We start from the raw sequence: 21,106 nt of genomic DNA on the forward strand, positions 1-21,106 counted from the left end.
TTAAACTTCGTTTTTGGCCTGTTTTCCAAGAATCAGGCTAAAAACGAAGTTACCACCAACAGTATTTTGAAACGATTACTTCTTCTATTTACTATTCTGCTTACGCACCTAACTATGGCTGACTCTTTGGAAAACGAGCTAACTTCTATCACCGCTGAAAGCCCCCTAGAAGGTGCCAGAAAAGGCTTGGACGGACAAGTGAACGCTTGGAACGCAGGCAATTTGGAAGAGGCGATGGGTTTCTACTGGAATTCACCGGAAATGCTCTGGATTAGTAAAAATGGCGTAGAAAAAGGCTGGCAACCGGTACTGGAAATGTTTGAACAGGACTTCAAAGACCGAAGCACCATGGGTACTTATTCCTATGAGCCGTTGCACTTAGAAGCCTTGGGGAAAGAAGCCGCTTTGTATGTAATTAAGTGGAAGATTGAGCTGAACGGCAAACGACTGATGGGCGGCATTTCGTCCCAAGTCTGGCAGAAGCTGAACGGCAAATGGGTGATTACCTCTGAGCATGCCAGCTAATCTCTCCGATTGAGCATATTATAAAAGAATTTACTCAAGTCGTGCCTAGCGCTACTTGATTTAAGATACCAACCACATGAAACCAGATTTCACCAAGATACCATTTACGTTTTCGGGCAGTTCTGACCAAAACAAGCCAAAAACGGAAGCCAAGACCTGGAAGACCGCCGAGCGATTGCCTTTGCAGAACTTCTACACCAAGGAAGACACGCAGGCTTTTGAGCACCTGGACTTTGCCGCCGGTCTGCCGCCGTACCTGCGCGGGCCTTACAGCACCATGTACGTCAAAAACCCCTGGACCATCAGGCAGTACGCGGGCTTCAGTACCGCCGAGGAATCCAACGCCTTCTACCGCCGTAACCTGGCCGCTGGGCAGAAAGGTTTATCGGTGGCGTTTGACTTAGCTACTCACCGCGGCTATGACTCAGACCATCCGCGTGTGGTAGGTGATGTGGGCAAGGCGGGTGTGGCCATTGACTCTATTCTGGATATGAAGATTCTGTTCGACCAGATTCCGTTGGACCAGATGAGCGTGTCCATGACCATGAACGGGGCCGTGTTGCCTATTCTGGCGTTCTACATTGTAGCCGCCGAGGAACAGGGCGTGAAGCCAGAGCAGTTGAGCGGCACCATCCAGAATGACATCCTGAAGGAGTTCATGGTGCGCAACACCTACATCTATCCGCCGGAGCCCAGCATGAAGATCATCGCGGATATCTTCGCGTACACTTCTCAGCACATGCCCAAGTTCAATTCCATCTCCATCTCGGGCTACCACATGCAGGAAGCTGGGGCTACGGCAGATTTAGAGCTGGCTTACACCCTGGCGGATGGTTTGGAATACGTGCGTACCGGCTTGGCGGCGGGCATGGATATTGACACTTTCGCGCCGCGTCTGTCGTTTTTCTGGGCCATTGGCATGAACCATTTCATGGAGATTGCTAAGATGCGCGCCGCGCGTATGCTGTGGGCTAAACTCATCAAGCAGTTCAACCCGAAAAGCGACAAATCCCTGGCCTTGCGCACGCACTGCCAAACCTCTGGCTGGAGCCTCACTGAGCAAGACCCGTTCAACAACGTAGCCCGCACAACGGTAGAAGCCTTAGCCGCCGCGCTGGGTGGAACCCAGAGTTTGCACACCAATGCTTTAGATGAAGCCATTGCCTTGCCCACTGATTTTTCGGCGCGCATTGCCCGCAACACCCAGATATACCTGCAACAGGAAACGCACATCACCAAGACCGTGGACCCGTGGGGAGGTTCCTATTACGTAGAGGCCCTCACCCACCAACTCGCGCACCGCGCCTGGGACTTGATTCAGGAAGTGGAGCGTCTAGGTGGTATGGCCAAAGCCATTGAAACCGGTTTGCCTAAAATGCGCATTGAAGAAGCCGCCGCTAGAAAGCAGGCGCGCATTGACGCTGGCAAAGACGTCATTGTGGGCGTAAACAAATTCCGTCCTGAATCTGAGGAGAAGCTAGAGATTCTGGAAATTGACAACACCGCCGTGCGCGAAGCTCAGTTGGCACGTTTAGCCAACCTGCGTGACAACCGGGATGATGCCGCCGTTTTCGCCGCGATGGACGCCTTGACCAACGCCGCCGAAACCGGGGAAGGCAACCTGCTGGAACTAGCCGTGCAGGCCGCCCGCGTGCGTTGCAGTCTAGGTGAGATTTCTTATGCCTTAGAAAAAGTATACGGCCGTCACAAGGCCACCATCAGAGCAATATCAGGCGTGTATAGTTCAGAGATTTCAGACGATGAGCACTTCGGCAAGGCCCAAGCCCTAGCCGATAAATTTGCCGCCCAGGAAGGCCGCAGACCAAGAATCATGGTAGCCAAGATGGGACAGGACGGCCATGACCGCGGCTCCAAAGTAATTGCCACCTCCTTCGCCGACTTGGGCTTTGACGTGGACTTGGGACCGCTGTTCCAGACCCCAGAGGAAGTTGCCCTGCAAGCAGCCGAAAACGACGTGCACGTAGTGGGCGTGAGCAGTCTGGCCGCCGGTCATAAAACCTTGATTCCTTCCTTGATTGCGGAATTGAAAAAACTGGGCCGTGAGGATATTATGGTGATTGCCGGAGGTGTGATTCCAGCGCAAGATTACCAATTCCTATTTGAGGCGGGCGTGTCTGGCGTCTTCGGACCGGGCACTGTGATTAGCGTGGCCGCGCAGGAGATTCTGGAGAAGTTATTAAAAGCATAAAGAGTAGCCTCAGGCGCGAGTCTTCAGACTCGTGACTTGGGATGGTTGGAGTCTTCAGACTCCAGTTAATAATACCTGATTGTTTCAGTGAGTCTGGAGACTCACTTCATCCTTGGTCACGAGTCTGAAGACTCGCGCCAGAAGTTAGCAAACCTCCGTTTTTGGCTTGTTTTCTAGAAAACAAGCCAAAAACGGAGGTTTGCTTTTTTTAAGTACTTGCGTATACCCATGCCATGAGCACCAAGTACAAAACTTCTAATCCAGAGGGGATATACTTTCTAAGCATGGCTACCGTGGAATGGGTAGACGTCTTTACCAGGCGGGAGTATTGTCAGATAGTCCTTGATAGCCTCAAGTTTTGTATAGAGCAGAAAGGTCTTGTGCTGCACGCTTGGGTCATCATGCCTAATCACCTACATCTGATTGCCTCAGCGGCCGAAGGAAAGCTTCTGTCACATATTCTCAGAGACTTCAAGAAATTTACGGCCATTAAGCTTCTTACCGCTATCCAAGAAAACCCGCAAGAAAGTAGGAAAAATTGGTTGCAATGGATTTTTGAAAGCAATGGGAAGCGCAATCCAAACAACGACCATCAGCAGTTTTGGCAACAGAACAGCCATCCCATAGAATTAGATTCTAATTTCCTGATGGAGCAGAAGTTGGAGTATCTGCATCATAATCCTGTAAAAGCTGGATTTGTAGAGGAACCTACGCATTGGCGGTATAGTAGTGCAGGTGATTACGAAGGCGGTAAAGGGTTGCTGCCTTTAGTTCTGATTGGCTAATTGAAGGTTGTAAGATGATTAAAAGTAATTATGTGGAGTCTGGAAACTACAACCATTCCCTATCACTATTCTCCCGAAATCCTTCAGGCTAAATTACGACTCGCACCAAATTCTAATCCCCGTTTTTGGCCTGTTTTCCAGAAAACAGGCCAAAAATGGACTTTTTCTTTTTCTACTTAACCTAAATAAGCTGTTACCTAAAAAGGCAAGATTTCCCAATAGGTTAGCATGCTTCCTCCTAAAATTCCCTGTTTACGGCTTAGAAACAAGTAATTATCCAGATTATACAAGTTACGGATTAGGTTTTTCCTTCCTGTGGGCGGTAAAAGGGAAAGGGCATCTTTGTAAGACCACTCCCCTACTGCCCTTTATGAAGAAGTTATTGATATGTGTCTTGACTAGCCTGCTCATCTTGAGCTGTGCCACGCACCTCGCCGAAAGCAGGCAGCGTCCCGATCAAAATACCTCGTCCCAGAAGCTTAGTTTACAAAAGCAACCGCCCGCCACGCCGGGGTATTCCGCCTACATTCTTCCAACCAGATAGAAAGCTGGCCACCAGTACCTAAGTAGTGGCACAAAGTCTTTTATGATTGTTCGTATTCCAGTTGGTGGGACTTAAGCCAGGCGGTGGCCTCTTCTATGTCGCCAAAAATCTGCATCGCAAATCCGTCTGCGGTTTGTTTCATTTCCTCGCTGGACAGTTTGGCCAGGGAATCTGCGTCTACCACATGAGCGAAGTACCGAAGGCCGGCGGCAATGGCTCTGGGCGTCCAGTCGGTGGCAATCCATTCCACGGCGTGGTTCCAGGGGCCAATGATCTGACGGTTGTCGTTGAGCAGGAAGGAGCAGTTATGTTGCTGGAGGATTTCGGCGCAGGCGTTGGCCCCCGCCACAATACTTTCATAGGACTGGTAGCCTATCCAGTTGTTATAGACCCAGTTGGCTTTCTCATCATATTCAACAGTGAGAAAAACCCGTCCTAAGGCATTTGTGAGTTCTTTCTTCATGAGGGAAGCGTATTATGTTACAAAAGGCATTTCATCTTAGTCTTTCGTCCAACAGCTTTTACCCATTTTAGAAACTACCCGGCGCCAGAGCGCTTACATGAGCAGCTAAGATACTGAAAGGTAGGGCTTTTCTGGCGAGGATTCTAATCTAATCTTCCTATTGTCTAATTTACAGTAGTTATTCCGGCTCACTCAGGTTCTGAATTGGTCAGTTTAAATTCTGGCAAGCATGTACCAAGGGCGCATTTCAGCGTTAAGAAGAGAAGAGGCCCATCCATTTTGGCCTAATCTTTGAATTCTGGAGGATAGACTTTTTGTTCTGTGTAAGATGAAGACTTTAAAGACGTATTTCCTGCTTGGCACCTTCTGCCTTTTGTCTGGGGTGACCTGGGCGCAGAAGGAGGCAACTTTCTGGTACTTCGGTAGAAATGCCGCGCTCTCATTTGCAGATGGTACGCCCAAAGCCGTGAAACCAGGAAACCTCTTCAGTGAGGAAGGCAGCGCTACGGCCTCAGACGCCCGCGGCAACCTCTTGTTTTACAGCAACGGCATGCGCGTCTGGAACCGCAACGGCGAGTTGATGGCCAACGGCGATGAGCTCAAAGGCCACGAGTCTTCTACCCAGGCTGCCCTCATCCTGCCCAAACCGGGTTCCTCTTCTACCTACTACCTCTTCACCACAGACTTTCAGGGCATGAGCAACGGCTTGCAATACCATTTGGTAGACATGAGCAAGAACGGCGGCCTGGGCGAAGTCATCACCAAGAACAACCTCATTTTTGCCCCTGTGGCCGAGAAACTGACCGCCGTGCGCCATGAAAACGGCCGCGACTACTGGATCATCACGCACCGTTGGAACAGCAGTGCCTTCTACGCTTACCTGCTCACCGCCAACGGCCTCACCTTCACGCCGGTAGAAAGCCGTTTGGGCAGTATGTCTGCCGGCGATGACGGTGCCGCCATTGGCTACCTGAAAGCCTCGCCGGCGGGTGATAAACTGGCCATGGCCACCTGGGCCACCGTGAACAAGCTGGAACTCTTTGATTTTGACCGGGCCACCGGCGTAGTGTCCAACGCCTTAGACTTAGGCCGTTTTGACGAAGCCTACGGCGTAGAGTTCTCCTCTGACGGCTCTAAACTGTACGGCGCTAAAAACGGATTGTCAGGGGGCGAGGCGCGCATCTTCCAGTTTAACCTGGAGGCCGGAAACGCCGAAGCCATCAAGCTGTCTGGCCAGCAAGTCGCCAAAAGCATGAGCCGCAAAATTGGCGCCCTGCAACTGGGCCCAGATGGACGCATCTACGTGGCGCGCAGCGGAAACAACTGGCTGGGCGTTATCCAGGAACCTAACAAACTAGGCAAGGACTGCAACTACAAAGACGCCGGCGTGAGCCTGGGCAACCAAAAAAGCGAGTTGGGCCTTCCTAACTTCCCGGGTTTCTATTTTCAAAACATCTTACCTACCACCGGCCAGGTAGTCCAGAAACAATAGCTTGATTGTTGATTGTCAATTGCTAATTGTTGGTTCACATAAAGTAGAAACAACTATCAGCAATCAACAATTATTTAGGTACTTTTCATGCATGGAATCTCTGGTGTTTTCTCCGCAGGTTACGGCCTATGTACAGCAACAGGAAAGTGAATTGCAGCCTTTGCTACAACGCATGAGGCAATTTGTTCTGCAGGCGGCCCCGCAGGTAGAAGAACGTTTCATTTACAAGTGCCCTTTCTATTATTACCTGGGCCAAATGTGCTACATGAGTACCACCAAAACCGGGTCCGTTTACCTGGGTTTTGTGAAGGGATTGCATCTCAGCAATGACCAAGGTCTCTTCGCGGAGGCAGATACCAAGCAAATCAGGAAGGTGTTTTTCCGTCCAGGTCTGCCCTTCCCCGAGGCCGCTTTGCGGGAATTACTGCAGGAAGCCATTCTGTACAACGAGTTGAAACCTTCGCAACAAATCCAATGCAAACGCCGGGCGCTGACTCAGTAGGTTTCAAATCACGCCCGAGGCTTAGAAAGTAGTAAGGCCATTTTGCGGCTTCTTCGTACTTTTAGCGTAGTTTCCAGAAAATAGCCTAAAAACGAGTGCCCAAAAGATTTACCCCAGAAGAGTACGCCCAGGGCGTGTTGGCCGGTAACCGCGTGTTGCTGAGCAGAGCCATTACGCTGGTAGAAAGCACCCTGCCCTCAGACCAAACTTTGGCCCATGAAGTGATGGAACTGGTATTGCCGCATGCGGGAAAATCTGTCAGGGTGGGTATTACGGGCGTGCCAGGCGTGGGCAAGAGTACGTTTATTGAAGCCTTCGGGAATTACTTATTAGAACAGCACGGCAAGAAACTGGCGGTGCTGGCCATTGATCCCACCAGCCAGCGCACCGGCGGAAGCATCCTGGGAGACAAAACCCGCATGGAGACTTTGGCTGCTAATCCTTCTGCGTACATCAGGCCTTCACCGGCTGGCAAAACTTTAGGCGGCGTTGCCCGCAGCACCCGCGAGAGCATTTTGCTTTGTGAGGCCGCCGGTTATGATGTCATCTTCGTAGAGACCGTGGGCGTGGGCCAGTCTGAAACGGCCGTGCATGAGATGGTAGACTTCTTCCTGCTCTTAATGCTAGCCGGCGCAGGCGATGAACTGCAGGGCATTAAGAAAGGCATCATGGAAATGGCCGATGCCGTGGCCATCACCAAGGCAGATGGCGCCAACCTGCACCCCGCTACCAGCGCGCAGGCAGAATACCAGGGCGCTTTGCACCTCTTCCCGTTGGGCGCTTCTAAATGGAGCCCGCGCGTGACGGTCTGCTCTGCGTATGACAAAACCGGATTAGCCCCGCTCTGGGAAACCGTCATGGATTATGTGACGCTCACCCAAGAAAACGGCTCCTTCGCGCAGAGAAGAAAAGACCAAAACCTGCACTGGCTCAAGCACAGCATCCGGCAGAGTCTGGAGGAGCGTTTTTATCAGCATCCCTTCGTGCAAGAGCAATGGGAACAGATGGCCCAGCAGGTGGTGCAAGGTCAAAAGTCTCCGTTTGCTGCGGCGGAAGAATTGTTGCAAGGCACCAAATAGGCAAGCGGTAGTTTTTGGCCTCTTTTTCAGAAAAGAGCCTAAAAACGCAATTTCTCAAGAAAATTTTCTTTGGCTTTTTGCTAACCTTCCGGAATCTGCGGTTATTAATGGAAATATTCCATAACCCTTTATTATGCAATCGCATTCTTCCCTTCTTCGCCGGTGGACCGCCGTGTTTCTGCTGTTGGTCTATCTGCTTCCGGCCTTGCCTGCCCTGGCGGCTCCGGCTGCCTCTCCCTTAGCGGAGGCTTGGCTTAAGTTCCATGAAAACAAGCGTACCGAGGCCCGGGAGCTTTTCAAAAAAGCCACCCAGGACAGCGCTACCAAAGCAGAAGCCCATCTGGGCCTGTCGTTGCTGGCCTCTCTTGATAAAACCTCTCCCGAGGCCTTTGACGAATTCCAGCAGTTCTTCAAGGCTTCCAGCAATCCTTATCCATATGTGTATGCGCTGTGGTCTTCGCCTTCCATCATAGATGAGACGGGCAAGAAAAGTGTAGCGCAGGTGGCTTTCCTGAAGCAGCTCATCACGGACGCTAAGGCAGACGGCACCATTAAAGCCCTGGCTTACGGCGCCCTGGGCGACCACTACATGAGCAGCAACCAGATGAGCACCGCCCAGCAGATGTTCGCGCAGATTGGCGCATTGGACAAGTGGCAGGTAGTAGGCGAGTTTGAGAACATGTCCAGCAGTGGCTTTAGCAAGGACTTCGGGCCATTGCAGAACGCCCAGCCGGCGGCCACGTTCATCAACAAGCACGGCGCTCCGGTATCTTGGTTTGTGCTGCCTGCCACCCGCAACAACAAATGGGTAGACTTTACCTATCACTTCTACGCCAGTGATGCCACCGTTTTTGCGCAGACCTTTGTCAACAGCCCCAAAGAACAGACGGCTCAATTGCGTCTGGGGGTTTCTGGCTCCATCAAGGCCTGGGTGAATGACCGTCTGGTGTTTGCCGATGACATGGAACGCAACAATGACCTGGACACCTACATTACGCCTGTCACCTTGAAACAAGGCTTCAACCGCGTCCTGGTTCAGGTGGGTGAAAGCTACGCCGGTCGTTCCAACTTCCTGGCGCGCCTTACAGATGACAAGGGCCAGCCGTTGGCAAATGTAACCACTACGGCCGCCACGCAGGCGTACACCAAAGATGCCGGCACTATGCCCGCGGCCCTGCCTCTGCCCTATGAAGAATTCTTCCAAGCGCAGATCAAACAAGATCCTAAGCAAGTGTTGCCGTACCTGCTGCTGGGCCAGACCTACCTGCGCAATGACAAAACCGCCGAGGCCCGCCGCGTCTACCGCCAAGTGCAGAAAATGGTACCGGCCAACACCTACCTTACCATGCGCCAGATAGAAGCCTACCAGCGCGAAGAAAACCGCACCTCTCTGGCCACCGCCCTGGAATGGCTCAAAGAGCATGACCCAGAATTGCCTTTCTCCCTGGATCTGCTCTATGAAGAAGAGATAGAAAAAGAGAACTACACGCAAGCCCTGGCCCTGGTAGACCAAATGGAACGCCAGCAGGGACAGACAGAGACCACCTTGTCTAAACGCATTCAGGTGCTGTCTAAAAAGCAGGAGTACAATGACGTGATCAAACTAGCCGAGCAGGGGTACCAGAAGTATCCGCAGAACGGTAATTTCATTGAGCTCAAGTACACCATTGAGAAGAACGTGAACAAGAGCCAGGCCAACGCCGCCAACGTGCTCAAGAAGTTCCTGAAAGACAACCGCAACCTGGCCGCCTCTCAGAAACTGGCTTCGCTTTACTTTGACAAAGGCTCTATTGCAGACGGTATCAAGCTGTACCAGCAGTATATTCAGGAAGAGCCTATTTCTGTGGGTGTGCAGCATACCTTGGGTAACATCTACTCGCAGGCCCAGAACTACAAAATGGCCGAGGATTCTTACCGCAAGACCCTGGCCATTGCCCCGTACATTGGTACCTACTGGGCAGACCTGGCCAAGACCCTGAAAGCCCAGGAGAAGAAAGCCGAAGCCATGCAGGCCTTCCAGAAGGCGGTGCAGCTGGACCCTACGGATTATGAAAGCTTGAGAGACCTGCGCCAACTGGAGAATAAAAAGGAAATCTTCAGCTACTTCCCGCAGAATGACGTGTACGCCTTGATCAAGAAAGCCCCTAACGCCGCGGCCTTCCCAGAAGACAACAGCTTGATTTTGCTGGACGATGTGCAGAAAGTGGTTTACAAAGGCGGCGCCTCTGAAGAGAAGCGCACCATGGTGGTGAAAGTCTTCAACCAGCAGGGCGTGGAGCACTGGAAAGAATACGGCGTGTCCTACCACAACATGCAGCGCTTTGTAGTGGAGAAGGCCGAGGTAGTGAAGCAGAACGGCAGCAAAGTACCCGCTGAGAGCAACGACGACCAACTGGTGTTCACCAACTTGGAGCCCGGCGATGCCATTCACATCAGCTACAAACTAGAGAACCACCTGAAAGGCAAACTGGCCCCGCACTTCTGGGACCGTCAGTTCTTCAGCCATTTCTTGCCGTACCAAACCACGCGGTACAGCCTGTTGGTAGACCCAGAGCTCAAGTTCCAGCACAAGATGACGCAATCTCCCCTGGAGCCCAAGGTACAGTCCGCTGACGAGTTCAAGCTGTACGTTTGGGAGCAGAAAGACCACCCCGGCCTGAAGAGCGAAGACAAAATGCCGGTCTTGGCAGACGTAGGACAAACCTTGTACCTGTCTTCTTTCCCAGACTGGAAATTCATCTCTAACTGGTACGCAGACCTGGCCTCGTCCAAGGCCCGCCCAGATTTTGAGGTGAAAGAAGCCGTAGAAGAACTGTTTGCCGGTAAAAAGAACCTCACGCCTATCCAGAAGGCCAAGGCCATCTATGAGTACATCACCACCAACATCACCTACAGCTCCATCTCCTTCAGACAAAGCGGTTTGATTCCGCAGAAGCCTGCAGATGTGTTGAACACCAAGATTGGCGATTGCAAGGACGTGTCTACCCTGTTTGTGGCCATGTGCCGCGAGGCCGGCGTGCCCGCCCAGTTGGTACTGGTGAACACCCGTGACAACGGTTTGTATGACCTCACTTTGCCGTCCATTGACTTTAACCACTGCATTGCCAAGGTGACCTTGCCCGGCAAAGAGACCTACGTGGAGTTGACGTCTAACTTCCTGCCGTTTGGCACATTCCACCAGAGCATGCTCAAGTCGGGCATCTTGGAGATTGACGATGAGAAAACGCCTGTTACCCGCACGCTTACGCAGTTAAACCCGGGCAACCGTCCGTTGAACATCATTGACCGCAAGGCTACCGTGAAACTGGTAGGCAACAACATGACCGTAGACGAAAGCTATTACAGAACCGGGGCTCTGGCCGCCGATGCCAAGCAACGCTACCGTGATGCCAGCCAGAAAGAGCGCGAAAAGATGATTCATGAGGCCTACGGCTCCGTGCTGACCGGCTTTAAGCTGACCAACCTATCCTTCACCGGACTGGAAGGCACGCAGGACACCGTGAAAAGCAAAATAGCCTATCAGTCTACAGACCAGGTGACGCAGGTGGGTGGCTTGTCTTTGTTCTCATTGCCGTGGTTCAACAAGGCGTCTGCCCAGGACTTCACGTTCAATGACACCCGCACCGCGCCGGTAGACTTGTCTCAGTCTCTGTACGCAGACCATGACCGGGCCACCATCACCATGACCCTGCCAGACAAGAAAGTGTTAGCTGAACTGCCCCAGCCCGTAAAGCTGAGCTGTCCGGTGGCCGAGTATTCATTGACCTTCAAGAAGGTGAACAACCAATTGGTATTCACCAGAGAGTTACGCTTCACGAAGGACATTATTGAGCCTCAGCAGATGGCTGCCTTCCAGGAGTTTTACAAGAAAGTGATTGCCGCAGACGCTAAACAACTAGCCCTCAAGTAAGCGCTTTCCTCAACTAACGGAACGCCCCGCAGAACTCTCTGCGGGGCGTTCCGTTTTTAGCCTGTTTTACCGAAAACAGGCTAAAAACGGCAACCAAGACCTAATTTCTTTTCTTCCCAGAAACAACGGCATCACCTTTAAGACACACGTAGAAAAGCTCCAGACCTGGTGGATGAAGAAGCACATTAACTATACAATTCACCATCTACCTAAAAACGGAAGGCCCGCTGATGTATGTCAGCGGGCCTTCCGTTTTTAGGCTATTTCCCAGAAAAGAAGCTAAAAACGATAAATGCTGATTGTTGAAGGGCTTTAATATCAACTAACAATTAGCAATCAACAACTAGCAATTAACAATCAGCAACTAACTCCTAGGATGGAACTCGTGGATGACCTGCTTGAGGTAGTCACGGTCCAGGTGGGTGTAAATCTCAGTGGTGGTGATGGACTCATGGCCCAGCATTTCCTGCACGGCCCGTAAATCGGCGCCGCCTTCAATGAGGTGCGTGGCAAAGGAGTGCCGGAACGTGTGCGGACTAATGCTTTTCTGCATGCCCACCTTGGCGCTCAGGTCTTTGATGATGTTGAACACCATGACGCGGGTGAGGCTGGAGCCCCGGCGGTTCAGGAAGATGAAGTCCTCCTGCCCTTTTTTGATGGTCTGGTGCCGGCGCACGCCGTCCAGATACAAGCGTATGTATTTGAGGGCATCGCGGCCAATAGGCACCAGGCGCTCTTTGCTGCCTTTACCCGTCACGCGCACAAAACCCAGGTCTTCATAGAGATTGCTCAGCTTGAGCTCAATCAACTCAGAAACACGCAGGCCAGAGCTGTAGAGCGTCTCTAGCATGGCTTTGTTGCGGGTGCCTTCTGGGGTGCTCACATCTACGGCCTCAAAGAGCATGACAATCTCATCATAGCTGAGGGTGTCTGGTAGTTTGCGCTGCAGTTTGGGGGCCTCAATGGTTTCCATGGGGTCTGCGTGCAGCAGGTCTTCCATGATGAGAAACTTGAAGAATGCCCGTATGCCGGAAAGCGTGCGGGCCTGCGAGTGCGAGGTCATGCCCAGCTCGTTGATCCATTCCAGGAATCCGTGCAAATGGATGGGCTGCACCTCCAGCGGGCCTACTTTTTGCTGCGTGAGTTCAAAATACTGATACAGCTTTTTGACGTCGCGCAGGTATGCCTCCACAGAATTGCCCGAAAGCGATTTCTCTAACTGGAGGTATGCTTGAAACTGTTTTAAACCTGTTGACCAATTCATGGGGGATAGAATGGAATGTAAAGCGGGCTATCACCCTCCTCTGGTTTGCTGTACCAAGGTAGGCGGCGCTTTTCTTTGGAATGAAACGCCAGCAAACCAAGTCTATTGCCAAAATTAAAGCCGTTCCCGGACTTTCTCCTAATGGCGCAGCAGTTTTTTCTTCCTTTTGACTCGCGTTGGAGTTTCGTTGGGCCAGCACAGGAAGCGGGCGTTTTACTACCCAATAGGCGGCGGTTGCCCTTCTTCCCTCACCTATAAGACACGCACTAGGCCCGTTACCCCTACGCCAACATATAAAAAAGATATGTTTTCTTTCTCATTGGCTTCTGATGTGGACATTTTCACGTCAGGGAAATGGAAATCACGTATGAATGTTGGCTTTGGCTTCTGAGAAAAGCGGGTGTTTGGGTACCAGAAAGATTCTGTACCTTACTTACCTTTGCATGTTGCTACTACCATTGACGCCCTACCTATGAAGATATTGATATTAAATGGCCCCAACCTCAACCTGCTGGGCAAGCGTGAGAAAAGCATTTACGGCTCCCGTTCCTTTGAAGACTATTTTGAAAAAGACCTGTTGCCGGCCTTCCCAGACTTGGAGCTGGAGTACTTTCAGTCTAATGTGGAGGGGATACTCATAGACAAATTACAGGAGGTAGGCTATCATTACCAGGGCATCGTCTTTAATGCGGGCGCTTATACGCACACGTCGCTGGCTTTAATGGACACCATTGCCGCCATTGAGACGCCCGTGGTGGAGGTGCACATCTCCAATGTGTATGCGAGAGAGGCCGCCCGCCACGTCACCTACATTGGCGGAAGAGCCGTGGGCAGCATCAGTGGGTTTGGTCTTGAAAGTTATCGGCTTGCCTTACAATACTTTGAACGTCTGAAGCCCTCTAAAGTGGGATTTAATTACAAGAAGGCGTAACCGAAGCGCGTTTTTACCGTGTAGGAGATTTCGGCGAAATTCGTTTTTGGCCTCTTTTCTAAGAAACAGGCTAAAAACGGAGGGCCCTTGTGAACGAGCCCCGGGCTCCCCTACTGCGCTACAACTCAAACACCCAACCCTTCAATCATCTCCCTCATGCTCAATTTTTATCCTGGGCCTTCTAAAGTTTATCCGCAGGTGCGGGACTATCTCACCATGGCCTATGATGAGGGCATTCTCAGCATTCCGCACCGCAGCGAGCGTTTTGTGCTCATGATGCGCGACCTGGTGGGTCTGCTCAGGAAGAAGCTCAACATTCCCCAGGACTATTACCTGTTCTTCACCTCCTCGGCCACGGAGTGCTGGGAAATCATTTCGCAGAGCCTCACGCCCACCAAAAGCCTGCATTTGTACAACGGCGCGTTTGGAGAGAAGTGGTACCAGTACGCCAAGCGGCTTCGGCCCGACTGCTACGGCCAGGCGTTTGACGTGAACGAATTGCTGGACGTACCCAACATTCCGGTGGAGGATGACACGGATCTAATCTGCGTCACCCAGACTGAAACCTCCAACGGCACGCAGGTGAGCATGGAGACGCTCTTGAAACTACAGAACCAGTTCAAAGACCCTTTGCTGGCCGTGGATGCCACCTCCAGTATGGCGGGTCTGAACTTGAAGTTTATACGCGCGGATATCTGGTTTGCCTCTGTGCAGAAGTGTTTTGGGTTGCCCGCGGGCTTGAGCGTGTTGGTCTGCTCACCAAGAACCTTGCAACGTGCCAAGGCCCTCAATGACCGCAGGCACTACAACAGCCTGGTGTTTTTGTACGAGAAGATGCTCAACTACCAGACTGGCCATACCCCCAATGTGCTGGACTTGTATCTCATGCGCCAGACGCTGGAGCAACTGCCCCTCATCAAGCAGGTAGACCAGCACCTGGTTAAACGCGCGCATGACCTGTACGCCTTTTTTGAAGAAATGCCCGGCGATGTGCGCCTGCTGGTAGAAAACCCCGAGGTCCGTTCCCAAACCGTTCTCACCTTATCTGCCCCTGACAAGAAAGTGCAGGAACTCAAACGCGTGGCCCAAACGCATGGCATCACGCTAGGCAACGGCTACGGAACCTGGGCCAAGAACACCTTCAGAATCGCCAACTTTCCGGCTATTGAAGACAGCGAGTATGACACCTTGAAAGACTTCTTCGGAAAGCTTTATATTTAGAAGTGAGAGACCATATTAAAACCAAGCCTGACCTAGGTGTACCTCTATTGATTATCTGCGTAGGATTTCTATTTCTAGCAGTTATTATTCTACCCTCTAAGTTTGAGTTAACCAACGCAGGCTACATAATCTGTGGTTTTATCTCATTTTTCATCTTTTCAGGCCTCTGGAAGATTGGGCACTTTGAACTGAAGGACCACTTGTTGACCAAATACCAACTTTTAGGGCTGGTGAAGCGGACAGTAGATTTAAAGTATCTGGTAAAGTATCGAACAAAAACCTATAACCTTACCAGAGTGCAAAGTATAACAAGTTTGATTCCGTCCAAGTCTGATAAATATCGCAACCCTCGTGAGGCTACTTTGCATTTCACCAACTCAAGTAAAATGGTACTGGATGAAGAACTCATTCCAACTAAGGACTTTGACTTACTTCTAGAAAAAATCAGTCTGTTCTCAACAGAAAGCACTCTGCTGGCATAATTACAAATTGGATTTTTCTCTACAACTCCCGCTTTCTGTGAAAATCACTAGCTTTGCGCTTTGTTTTTTGCTCCTGAAATCTACCAGCCTATGATCAGCTTCAGCTTTAAAGAGATTGTTTCTGTTAGCCTCATTCTGTTTGCCATCATAGATATTCTGGGCTCTATTCCCATCATCATTCAGTTGCGTCAGCGCGAAGGCGTGATTCAGTCTGAGAAGGCGACGCTGGTGGCAGGCGTGCTCATGATTGTGTTCCTGTTTGTGGGCGATGGTATTTTAAAACTCTTCGGGATTGACTTTGCCTCGTTTGCCATTGCCGGGGCCATCATCATCTTCTTGATGGGTATGGAAATGGTATTGGGCATACACCTGTTTCACTCCAACCCCGAGGTAAAAACCGGTTCCATCGTGCCCCTGGCCTTTCCGCTAATTGTGGGGGCCGGAACCATGACCACCTTGCTTTCTTTGCGTTCTGCCTATGCGCTGCCCAATGTGCTGGTGGGCATTCTATTGAACCTCATCTTTGTCTATCTGGTACTCAAGAGTTCTAACTGGCTGGAGCGCAAGCTGGGCCAGAACGGCACCGAGGTGCTGCGCAAGGTTTTTGGCGTCATTCTGCTGGCCATTGCCATCAAGCTCTTCAAGACCAACGTCACGTTCTAAGCCCAGAATATTTTTTTTCATATATAGACCAGGCAACCTGCCTAAGGCGTTCTGCATCTAACCTGCAAGAACCCTACTATATGAAAAATATTCTTCTCGTTTGCGTGCTTCTCATCTCTACCCTGGCACAGGCGCAGCAATTCCAGGGCAAGATCCTGGACCCGCTCAACGCCCCGCTAGAATATGTCAACATTGGCGTTATTGGCAGGGATGTGGGCACGGTTTCCTCGGCGAAAGGCACGTTTACCTTGGCCTTGCATGATTCCCTCAACGCAGAAACGATTCTTTTCTCCGCCATCGGGTATAAACCGGTTCAATGGAAGGTGAGCGAGTTCAAGCAGAAATTTGCCGGTCAGATGGCGTCTATTCACTTGCAGGAAGACGTGGTGGCCTTGAACGAGGTGGTGGTACGGCCCAGGAAATACAAGACCAAAGTAGTGGGCAACACCACAGACTCCAAAGCCATGATGGCCGGTTTCAAGATCAACGGCCTGGGCAGCGAGGTGGGTTCTGTGCTCAAAATCAACAAGCCCTCCTTTGTAGAAAAAATCACGGTAAACGTTGCCCGCAACCAGTATGACACGCTTTTCCTGCGCATCAACTTTTACAAGATGGGCAAGAACGGTCCCGAAGAAAACCTGTTAAGAGAGCCTATCTTCATCAATCTGGCCAAGCAAGACGTAGGCAATTCCCTTTCCGTGGACCTATCCAAGCACAACATCTACCTGGACTCTGACTCGTTTTTAGCCCTGGAGTTGGTCAAGGATCTGGGCGATGGCGGCCTATGGTTCAGCGCCGGTCTTTTCAACAAGGACTCCTACTTCAGAAAAGCGAGCCAAGGCAACTGGGAGAGCATTCCCGTGGTGGGCCTTGGTTTCAATGCCACTATTAGTCAAGAAAGATAGAGCCATCACTTCTTACTTAACCCCAAGCCAGTTTTTGGTCAGTTTTTTTGAGAAACAAGCCAAAAACGGACTTCTTCATTGAATGGCTTCTTTTATCCCCACGTTTGGCAATCCAACTACCTACCTTGAAAATAATCTTGTGGCGGGTTAGGACGGCTGGCGTGGCAAGTGGTAATTTTGCGGTCCACTAACCTTTCATGCTTTGATTGAGATTTTTACCGATGGCGCCTCCCGAGGCAATCCGGGTCCGGGTGGCTACGGCGTGATTCTGCGCTACGGCCCGCATGTGAAGGAACTAAGCGAAGGCTTTAGAAAGACCACCAACAACCGCATGGAGCTGCTGGCCGTGATTGTGGCCCTGGAGTCCATCACCAAACCGGGCATTCCCGTCACCGTCTACTCAGACTCAAAATACGTGATTGATGCCGTGGAAAAGCGCTGGGTGTTTGGCTGGGAGAAGAAAGGCTTCACCGGCAAGGCCAACCCAGACCTTTGGCAGCGCTTCCTGAAGATTTACCGAAAGCACCAGGTGCGCTTCGTGTGGGTACGCGGCCACAACGGCCACCCCGAAAACGAACGCTGCGATGAACTAGCCGTCGCCGCTGCCCTGCAACCCCACCTCCCCCCAGACAAAGGTTTCGAAGCCAATCCTACCAAAGGTTGATTTGGAGATGTGAAGATTTGAAAATGTGGAGATTTGGAGATGGGATAAATTTCTAAAAAGTTGAATTCCTAAATTTTATAATCAATTCTCTACTAGCAACTTAATAATGCTGTTTTGGGCTTAGTTTCTGAAAAATAGGCCAAAAACGAATAACAATTTTTCAATCTGCACATCTCCACATTTTCAAATCTGCACATCTAATAAAAGTGGCCAACGATTATTTCCAGTTCAAGCAGTTCTTGATCAAGCAGGACCAATGTGCCATGAAAGTGTGCACGGATTCTTGCGTGCTGGGAGCATCGGTGGAGGTGGACGGGGCTACCCGTGTTCTGGACATTGGGGCGGGCACCGGCCTGTTGAGCCTGATGGTGGCACAGCGCACTTCTGAAGAAACGCAGATAGAGGCTGTGGAGATTGACGCGGCAGCGGCGCAGCAGGCCAAAACCAATATTTCGGCCAGTCCTTGGGCCAATCGCATTCAGTTGCACGCGCAGAGTTTGCAGGAGTTTGCACAGACCCAGCCCGAGCCGTTTGACGTGATCATCAGCAATCCGCCGTTTTTTCAAGCCTCTCTTAAGTCTGCAGACAGTGCCAAAAACGTGGCCAAGCACACAGAAACGCTTTCTTTTAATGAGCTTCTGCAATTTGCCCACCAATATTTAACCCCCTCCGGAAGACTGCACATTCTGTTGCCACCCCATGAGGCCAAAGTGCTGGAAAGAGAAGCACACCGGCTGGGTTTTCACACCTACCACATCCTCTGGTTAGAAGCCACGCCTGGCGGAAAACTTTTGCGGGCCATTCATTCCTATGCTAAGACGCCCGCGGCGCTCAGCCAAACCCGCCTGGCCGTTCGGGAGAAAGACAACGCCTACACGGCAGAATTTCAGGCGCTGCTCAGGCCCTTCTACCTTATTTTTTAATTAATGCCGTTTTTGGGCTCTTTTCCAGAAAACAGCCCAAAAACGAGTCTTTGTAAGAGAAGTAGGCTTTCCCAGGCCCTTCGGTTTTATGCGTCCCCACTAAATATAGCCTTCTTGCAATGCTTTGGTTTAGAGCGATTTTCTGAAAGGCTTTGGCAAATTCTGCTTAATTTTGAAAGATGATTAACCCTCTCTCAGGGATGAAACGATTCTGCTTAAGCTTCCTCTTTCTTACCATAACCCTTGCCGCCTCCTTCGCCGGAAAACCCGGAAACACGCCCAAGCGCGAGTTCAGAGGCGTCTGGATTACCACCTATGCCAACATTGACTGGCCCAAGCGCAACCAGACGCCGGCTCAGCAGCAAAGCGCCCTGCTCACCATCCTGGACACCCACAAAGCCACCGGCATCAATGCTGTTTTCCTGCAGGTAAGAAGCCAGTGCGATGCCCTCTATGAAAGCCGTCTGGAGCCCTGGACCGCCGATTTGACCGGTATTCAAGGCAAAGCGCCGGCCCCGGCCTGGGACCCGCTGGCCTTCGCCATTGAAGAGTCTCATAAAAGAGGCATGGAATTTCACGCCTGGATCAATCCGTACCGGGCGGTGGGACACGTCATGAACCTGTCCAGCTTCTCGCCCAACCACGTGGCCAGGCAGCATCCGGAATGGCTCATGGCCGCGGGCAACCTGCGCACGCTCAACCCCGGCCTGCGCGACGTGCGCAACTACATCCAGACGGTCATCCAGGACATTGTGCAGCGCTATGACGTGGACGGCATTCACTTTGACGATTATTTCTACCCCAGCGGAAGTTTTAATGATGATGCCGCCTACGCCGCAGACCCGCGCGGTTTCCAGAACCGGGCAGACTGGCGCCGTGACAACGTGAACCTGCTCATTAAACAGACAGACGCCACCATCAAGCACGTGAAGCCCTGGGTCAAGTTCGGGATTTCACCGTCTGGCATTTACCGCAACAGCCTCAACCCTGCCATTGGGACGCCCACCGCGGGTCTGGAGCATTACAATGAACTGTATGCAGATACCAAAAAGTGGCTGCAAGAAGGCTGGATAGACTATCTGGCGCCGCAGGTGTACTGGTACATGGGGCAGGCACGCGCCAATTACAGCCAGATTGTGCCCTGGTGGAACAACAATAACTATGGCCGGCACATGTACATTGGTTTGGGCAGTTACAAGATCAATGACCCTGCATCTGGCATCAACTGGGCTAATCCGTCGCAGATTCCTAACCAGATACGCTTTAACCGCCAGCCGGGCCACCCTAACATCCATGGCCAGATCATGTACAACACCGGCAGCATGAGCGCCAACCAAAAACACGGTTTCCGGGATTCTTTGCGGGAGAACTTCTACCAGAAGCCGGCTTTGCTGCCCACCATGCCCTGGCGGGATAATACGCCGCCGGCCTCTCCTAAGAGCCTCACCGCCAGCATGGCCGCGGCAGACTCTGTCCTTCTCTCCTGGAAGGCGCCCTCCAACGGCAAGACTGAATTTGATAAAGTGCGCCAATATGCCATCTACCGTTCTTCTAAGCCTCAGGTAGACTGGCAGACGGCAGACAACCTGGTGGCCATTACTGAGTCGCCCACGTTCACAGACAAGGTACCTGACACCCGCAAACCCTACTACTACCTGGTTACCGCCTTGGATCGTTATCATAATGAAAGCGTACCCTCCAACATTACCAGCTTCTCTGTTCTGCCGGCCATTGCCCAGGTGCAAAAGACAGAAAAGGCAGCCCCAAAGAAAGACGCGCAGGAGCAGGAAAAACCGTTGTTAACCCTGGAAACCGGCGCCCCAGAGGTGGCATCTCCTATTGAAGAAACTGTGGTTGAGAAGGTGGCACCTATCATTAGCTACCGCAACGTTTCCCGCACGCTACAAAACGGATCTGTCACAATCACCCCCACTGACGTCAACGACGGTACGCAAGACAATGACACGCCCCCCGAGGACATACGGCTGTCTCTTTCCCAAACCGATTTCACCTCGGCACATCTGGGCAAAAACAACGTCACCCTCACGGCCATTGACAAGTACGGCAATACCTCCACGGCCACCGTGGTAGTGACCATTGAATTGGTGAGCGCCGCCACTATTCCGTTTAAGTTAGAGCTGGAGAACTCCCTTAAGACTGCGCCCATCGCTCCCAAGCCCATCCCCAGGGAAGCCGCCCGGCATTTGACCGCGATTCCGGTAGATGTAACCACCCCAGATGGAAAGAAGATGAACTTTCAGGTGCTGCCCTTCCCTAACTCCAGCCAGATGATGGTGCAGTTTTCATTGGAGAAATCAGACAAGAAGACCTACCTGGAAGTCTATGACTCCAACGGGGTGAAACTGGTTTCTCTCTTCTCTGGCAAGGCCAAAGCCGACGAGCTCAACAAGTACCAAGTGAACCTAGAACCCTGGACCGGCACCCTCTTCTACGTAAGGCTCACCACCTCCAAAAAAGTCTACACCTACAGATTGGTGCGGGCTGAGTAGCATTCCCTGAAAAAAAGAGAAGGCCTCCTGCAGA

Annotated in this window: 17 protein-coding genes; 15 read left to right on the forward strand and 2 right to left on the reverse strand. The window is 51.6% G+C overall.

What is annotated here, in order from left to right; translation table 11 throughout:
- Positions 1-114 precede the first annotated feature (114 nt).
- The 3 genes from GU926_RS07350 to GU926_RS07360 all read left to right on the forward strand — a co-directional run bounded on the left by GU926_RS07350 (position 115) and on the right by GU926_RS07360 (position 3,519).
- Entirely contained in the window at positions 115-525 is a 411-nt protein-coding gene (locus GU926_RS07350) for a YybH family protein (protein ID WP_160690492.1), read from the forward strand.
- Between the two features lie 76 nt (positions 526-601).
- Positions 602-2,734: a methylmalonyl-CoA mutase gene (gene scpA, locus GU926_RS07355; RefSeq protein WP_160690494.1), complete on the forward strand. Its 2,133-nt coding sequence runs from the start codon at positions 602-604 to the stop codon at positions 2,732-2,734.
- Between the two features lie 233 nt (positions 2,735-2,967).
- Positions 2,968-3,519 (forward strand): REP-associated tyrosine transposase, encoded by a 552-nt coding sequence (locus tag GU926_RS07360; RefSeq protein WP_160690496.1) that lies wholly within the window; start codon positions 2,968-2,970, stop codon positions 3,517-3,519.
- A 584-nt stretch (positions 3,520-4,103) separates the two neighbouring features.
- Here the strand turns inward: GU926_RS07360 and GU926_RS07365 are convergent.
- Positions 4,104-4,526, reverse strand: coding sequence for an STAS/SEC14 domain-containing protein (locus GU926_RS07365; RefSeq protein ID WP_160690498.1), 423 nt, complete (start codon positions 4,524-4,526; stop codon positions 4,104-4,106).
- A 328-nt stretch (positions 4,527-4,854) separates the two neighbouring features.
- Between GU926_RS07365 and GU926_RS07370 the strand changes: the two genes are divergently transcribed.
- From GU926_RS07370 to GU926_RS07385, 4 genes are all read left to right on the forward strand, one after another.
- Positions 4,855-6,018 (forward strand): YncE family protein, encoded by a 1,164-nt coding sequence (locus GU926_RS07370; protein WP_160690500.1) that lies wholly within the window; start codon positions 4,855-4,857, stop codon positions 6,016-6,018.
- 91 nt (positions 6,019-6,109) lie between these two features.
- On the forward strand, positions 6,110-6,520 hold the full coding sequence (locus GU926_RS07375; RefSeq protein ID WP_262886160.1) for a DUF1801 domain-containing protein: 411 nt from the start codon (positions 6,110-6,112) through the stop codon (positions 6,518-6,520).
- A gap of 95 nt (positions 6,521-6,615) precedes the next feature.
- Positions 6,616-7,599 (forward strand): methylmalonyl Co-A mutase-associated GTPase MeaB, encoded by a 984-nt coding sequence (gene meaB / locus GU926_RS07380; protein ID WP_160690504.1) that lies wholly within the window; start codon positions 6,616-6,618, stop codon positions 7,597-7,599.
- A gap of 133 nt (positions 7,600-7,732) precedes the next feature.
- Complete coding sequence (locus GU926_RS07385) at positions 7,733-11,509, forward strand: transglutaminase domain-containing protein (RefSeq protein ID WP_160690506.1); 3,777 nt, start codon at positions 7,733-7,735, stop codon at positions 11,507-11,509.
- Between the two features lie 364 nt (positions 11,510-11,873).
- Here GU926_RS07385 and xerD read toward each other — a convergent pair whose 3' ends face one another.
- Positions 11,874-12,773, reverse strand: coding sequence for a site-specific tyrosine recombinase XerD (xerD, locus tag GU926_RS07390; RefSeq protein ID WP_160690508.1), 900 nt, complete (start codon positions 12,771-12,773; stop codon positions 11,874-11,876).
- A 472-nt stretch (positions 12,774-13,245) separates the two neighbouring features.
- On the opposite strand from xerD, the gene GU926_RS07395 reads away from it, so the two are divergent.
- From GU926_RS07395 to GU926_RS07430, 8 genes are all read left to right on the forward strand, one after another.
- Entirely contained in the window at positions 13,246-13,704 is a 459-nt protein-coding gene (locus GU926_RS07395) for a type II 3-dehydroquinate dehydratase (protein WP_160690510.1), read from the forward strand.
- Positions 13,705-13,860: 156 nt separating this feature from the next.
- A complete protein-coding gene (locus GU926_RS07400; protein ID WP_160690512.1) occupies positions 13,861-14,925 on the forward strand; it encodes an aminotransferase class V-fold PLP-dependent enzyme in 1,065 nt (354 codons plus the stop codon).
- A 2-nt stretch (positions 14,926-14,927) separates the two neighbouring features.
- Positions 14,928-15,407, forward strand: coding sequence for a hypothetical protein (locus GU926_RS07405; RefSeq protein WP_160690514.1), 480 nt, complete (start codon positions 14,928-14,930; stop codon positions 15,405-15,407).
- Between the two features lie 90 nt (positions 15,408-15,497).
- A complete protein-coding gene (locus GU926_RS07410; RefSeq protein WP_160690516.1) occupies positions 15,498-16,070 on the forward strand; it encodes a MarC family protein in 573 nt (190 codons plus the stop codon).
- Positions 16,071-16,150: 80 nt separating this feature from the next.
- On the forward strand, positions 16,151-16,975 hold the full coding sequence (locus GU926_RS07415) for a carboxypeptidase-like regulatory domain-containing protein (protein ID WP_160690518.1): 825 nt from the start codon (positions 16,151-16,153) through the stop codon (positions 16,973-16,975).
- Between the two features lie 202 nt (positions 16,976-17,177).
- A complete protein-coding gene (gene rnhA, locus GU926_RS07420; RefSeq protein ID WP_160690520.1) occupies positions 17,178-17,639 on the forward strand; it encodes a ribonuclease HI in 462 nt (153 codons plus the stop codon).
- A gap of 206 nt (positions 17,640-17,845) precedes the next feature.
- Positions 17,846-18,562 carry a tRNA1(Val) (adenine(37)-N6)-methyltransferase gene (locus tag GU926_RS07425; protein ID WP_160690522.1) on the forward strand — a complete coding sequence of 239 codons (717 nt, stop codon included), beginning with the start codon at positions 17,846-17,848 and terminating at the stop codon, positions 18,560-18,562.
- A 200-nt stretch (positions 18,563-18,762) separates the two neighbouring features.
- Positions 18,763-21,072 (forward strand): family 10 glycosylhydrolase, encoded by a 2,310-nt coding sequence (locus GU926_RS07430; RefSeq protein WP_160690524.1) that lies wholly within the window; start codon positions 18,763-18,765, stop codon positions 21,070-21,072.
- Positions 21,073-21,106: the final 34 nt, after the last annotated feature.

Origin of the sequence: Nibribacter ruber, assembly GCF_009913235.1 — a bacterium.
GTDB classification, from domain to species: Bacteria; Bacteroidota; Bacteroidia; order Cytophagales; family Hymenobacteraceae; genus Nibribacter; species Nibribacter ruber.

What these genes read in the sequence shown, in the direction of transcription:
- GU926_RS07400 (WP_160690512.1), top strand. Translation starts at nt 13,861, where the DNA reads ATGCTCAATTTTTATCCTGGGCCTTCTAAAGTTTATCCGCAGGTGCGG.
- GU926_RS07350 (WP_160690492.1), top strand. Translation starts at nt 115, where the DNA reads ATGGCTGACTCTTTGGAAAACGAGCTAACTTCTATCACCGCTGAAAGC.
- GU926_RS07410 (WP_160690516.1), top strand. Translation starts at nt 15,498, where the DNA reads ATGATCAGCTTCAGCTTTAAAGAGATTGTTTCTGTTAGCCTCATTCTG.
- xerD (WP_160690508.1), bottom strand. Translation starts at nt 12,773, where the DNA reads ATGAATTGGTCAACAGGTTTAAAACAGTTTCAAGCATACCTCCAGTTA.
- GU926_RS07385 (WP_160690506.1), top strand. Translation starts at nt 7,733, where the DNA reads ATGCAATCGCATTCTTCCCTTCTTCGCCGGTGGACCGCCGTGTTTCTG.
- scpA (WP_160690494.1), top strand. Translation starts at nt 602, where the DNA reads ATGAAACCAGATTTCACCAAGATACCATTTACGTTTTCGGGCAGTTCT.
- GU926_RS07395 (WP_160690510.1), top strand. Translation starts at nt 13,246, where the DNA reads ATGAAGATATTGATATTAAATGGCCCCAACCTCAACCTGCTGGGCAAG.
- GU926_RS07415 (WP_160690518.1), top strand. Translation starts at nt 16,151, where the DNA reads ATGAAAAATATTCTTCTCGTTTGCGTGCTTCTCATCTCTACCCTGGCA.
- GU926_RS07360 (WP_160690496.1), top strand. Translation starts at nt 2,968, where the DNA reads ATGAGCACCAAGTACAAAACTTCTAATCCAGAGGGGATATACTTTCTA.
- GU926_RS07375 (WP_262886160.1), top strand. Translation starts at nt 6,110, where the DNA reads ATGGAATCTCTGGTGTTTTCTCCGCAGGTTACGGCCTATGTACAGCAA.
- GU926_RS07430 (WP_160690524.1), top strand. Translation starts at nt 18,763, where the DNA reads ATGAAACGATTCTGCTTAAGCTTCCTCTTTCTTACCATAACCCTTGCC.
- GU926_RS07365 (WP_160690498.1), bottom strand. Translation starts at nt 4,526, where the DNA reads ATGAAGAAAGAACTCACAAATGCCTTAGGACGGGTTTTTCTCACTGTT.
- GU926_RS07370 (WP_160690500.1), top strand. Translation starts at nt 4,855, where the DNA reads ATGAAGACTTTAAAGACGTATTTCCTGCTTGGCACCTTCTGCCTTTTG.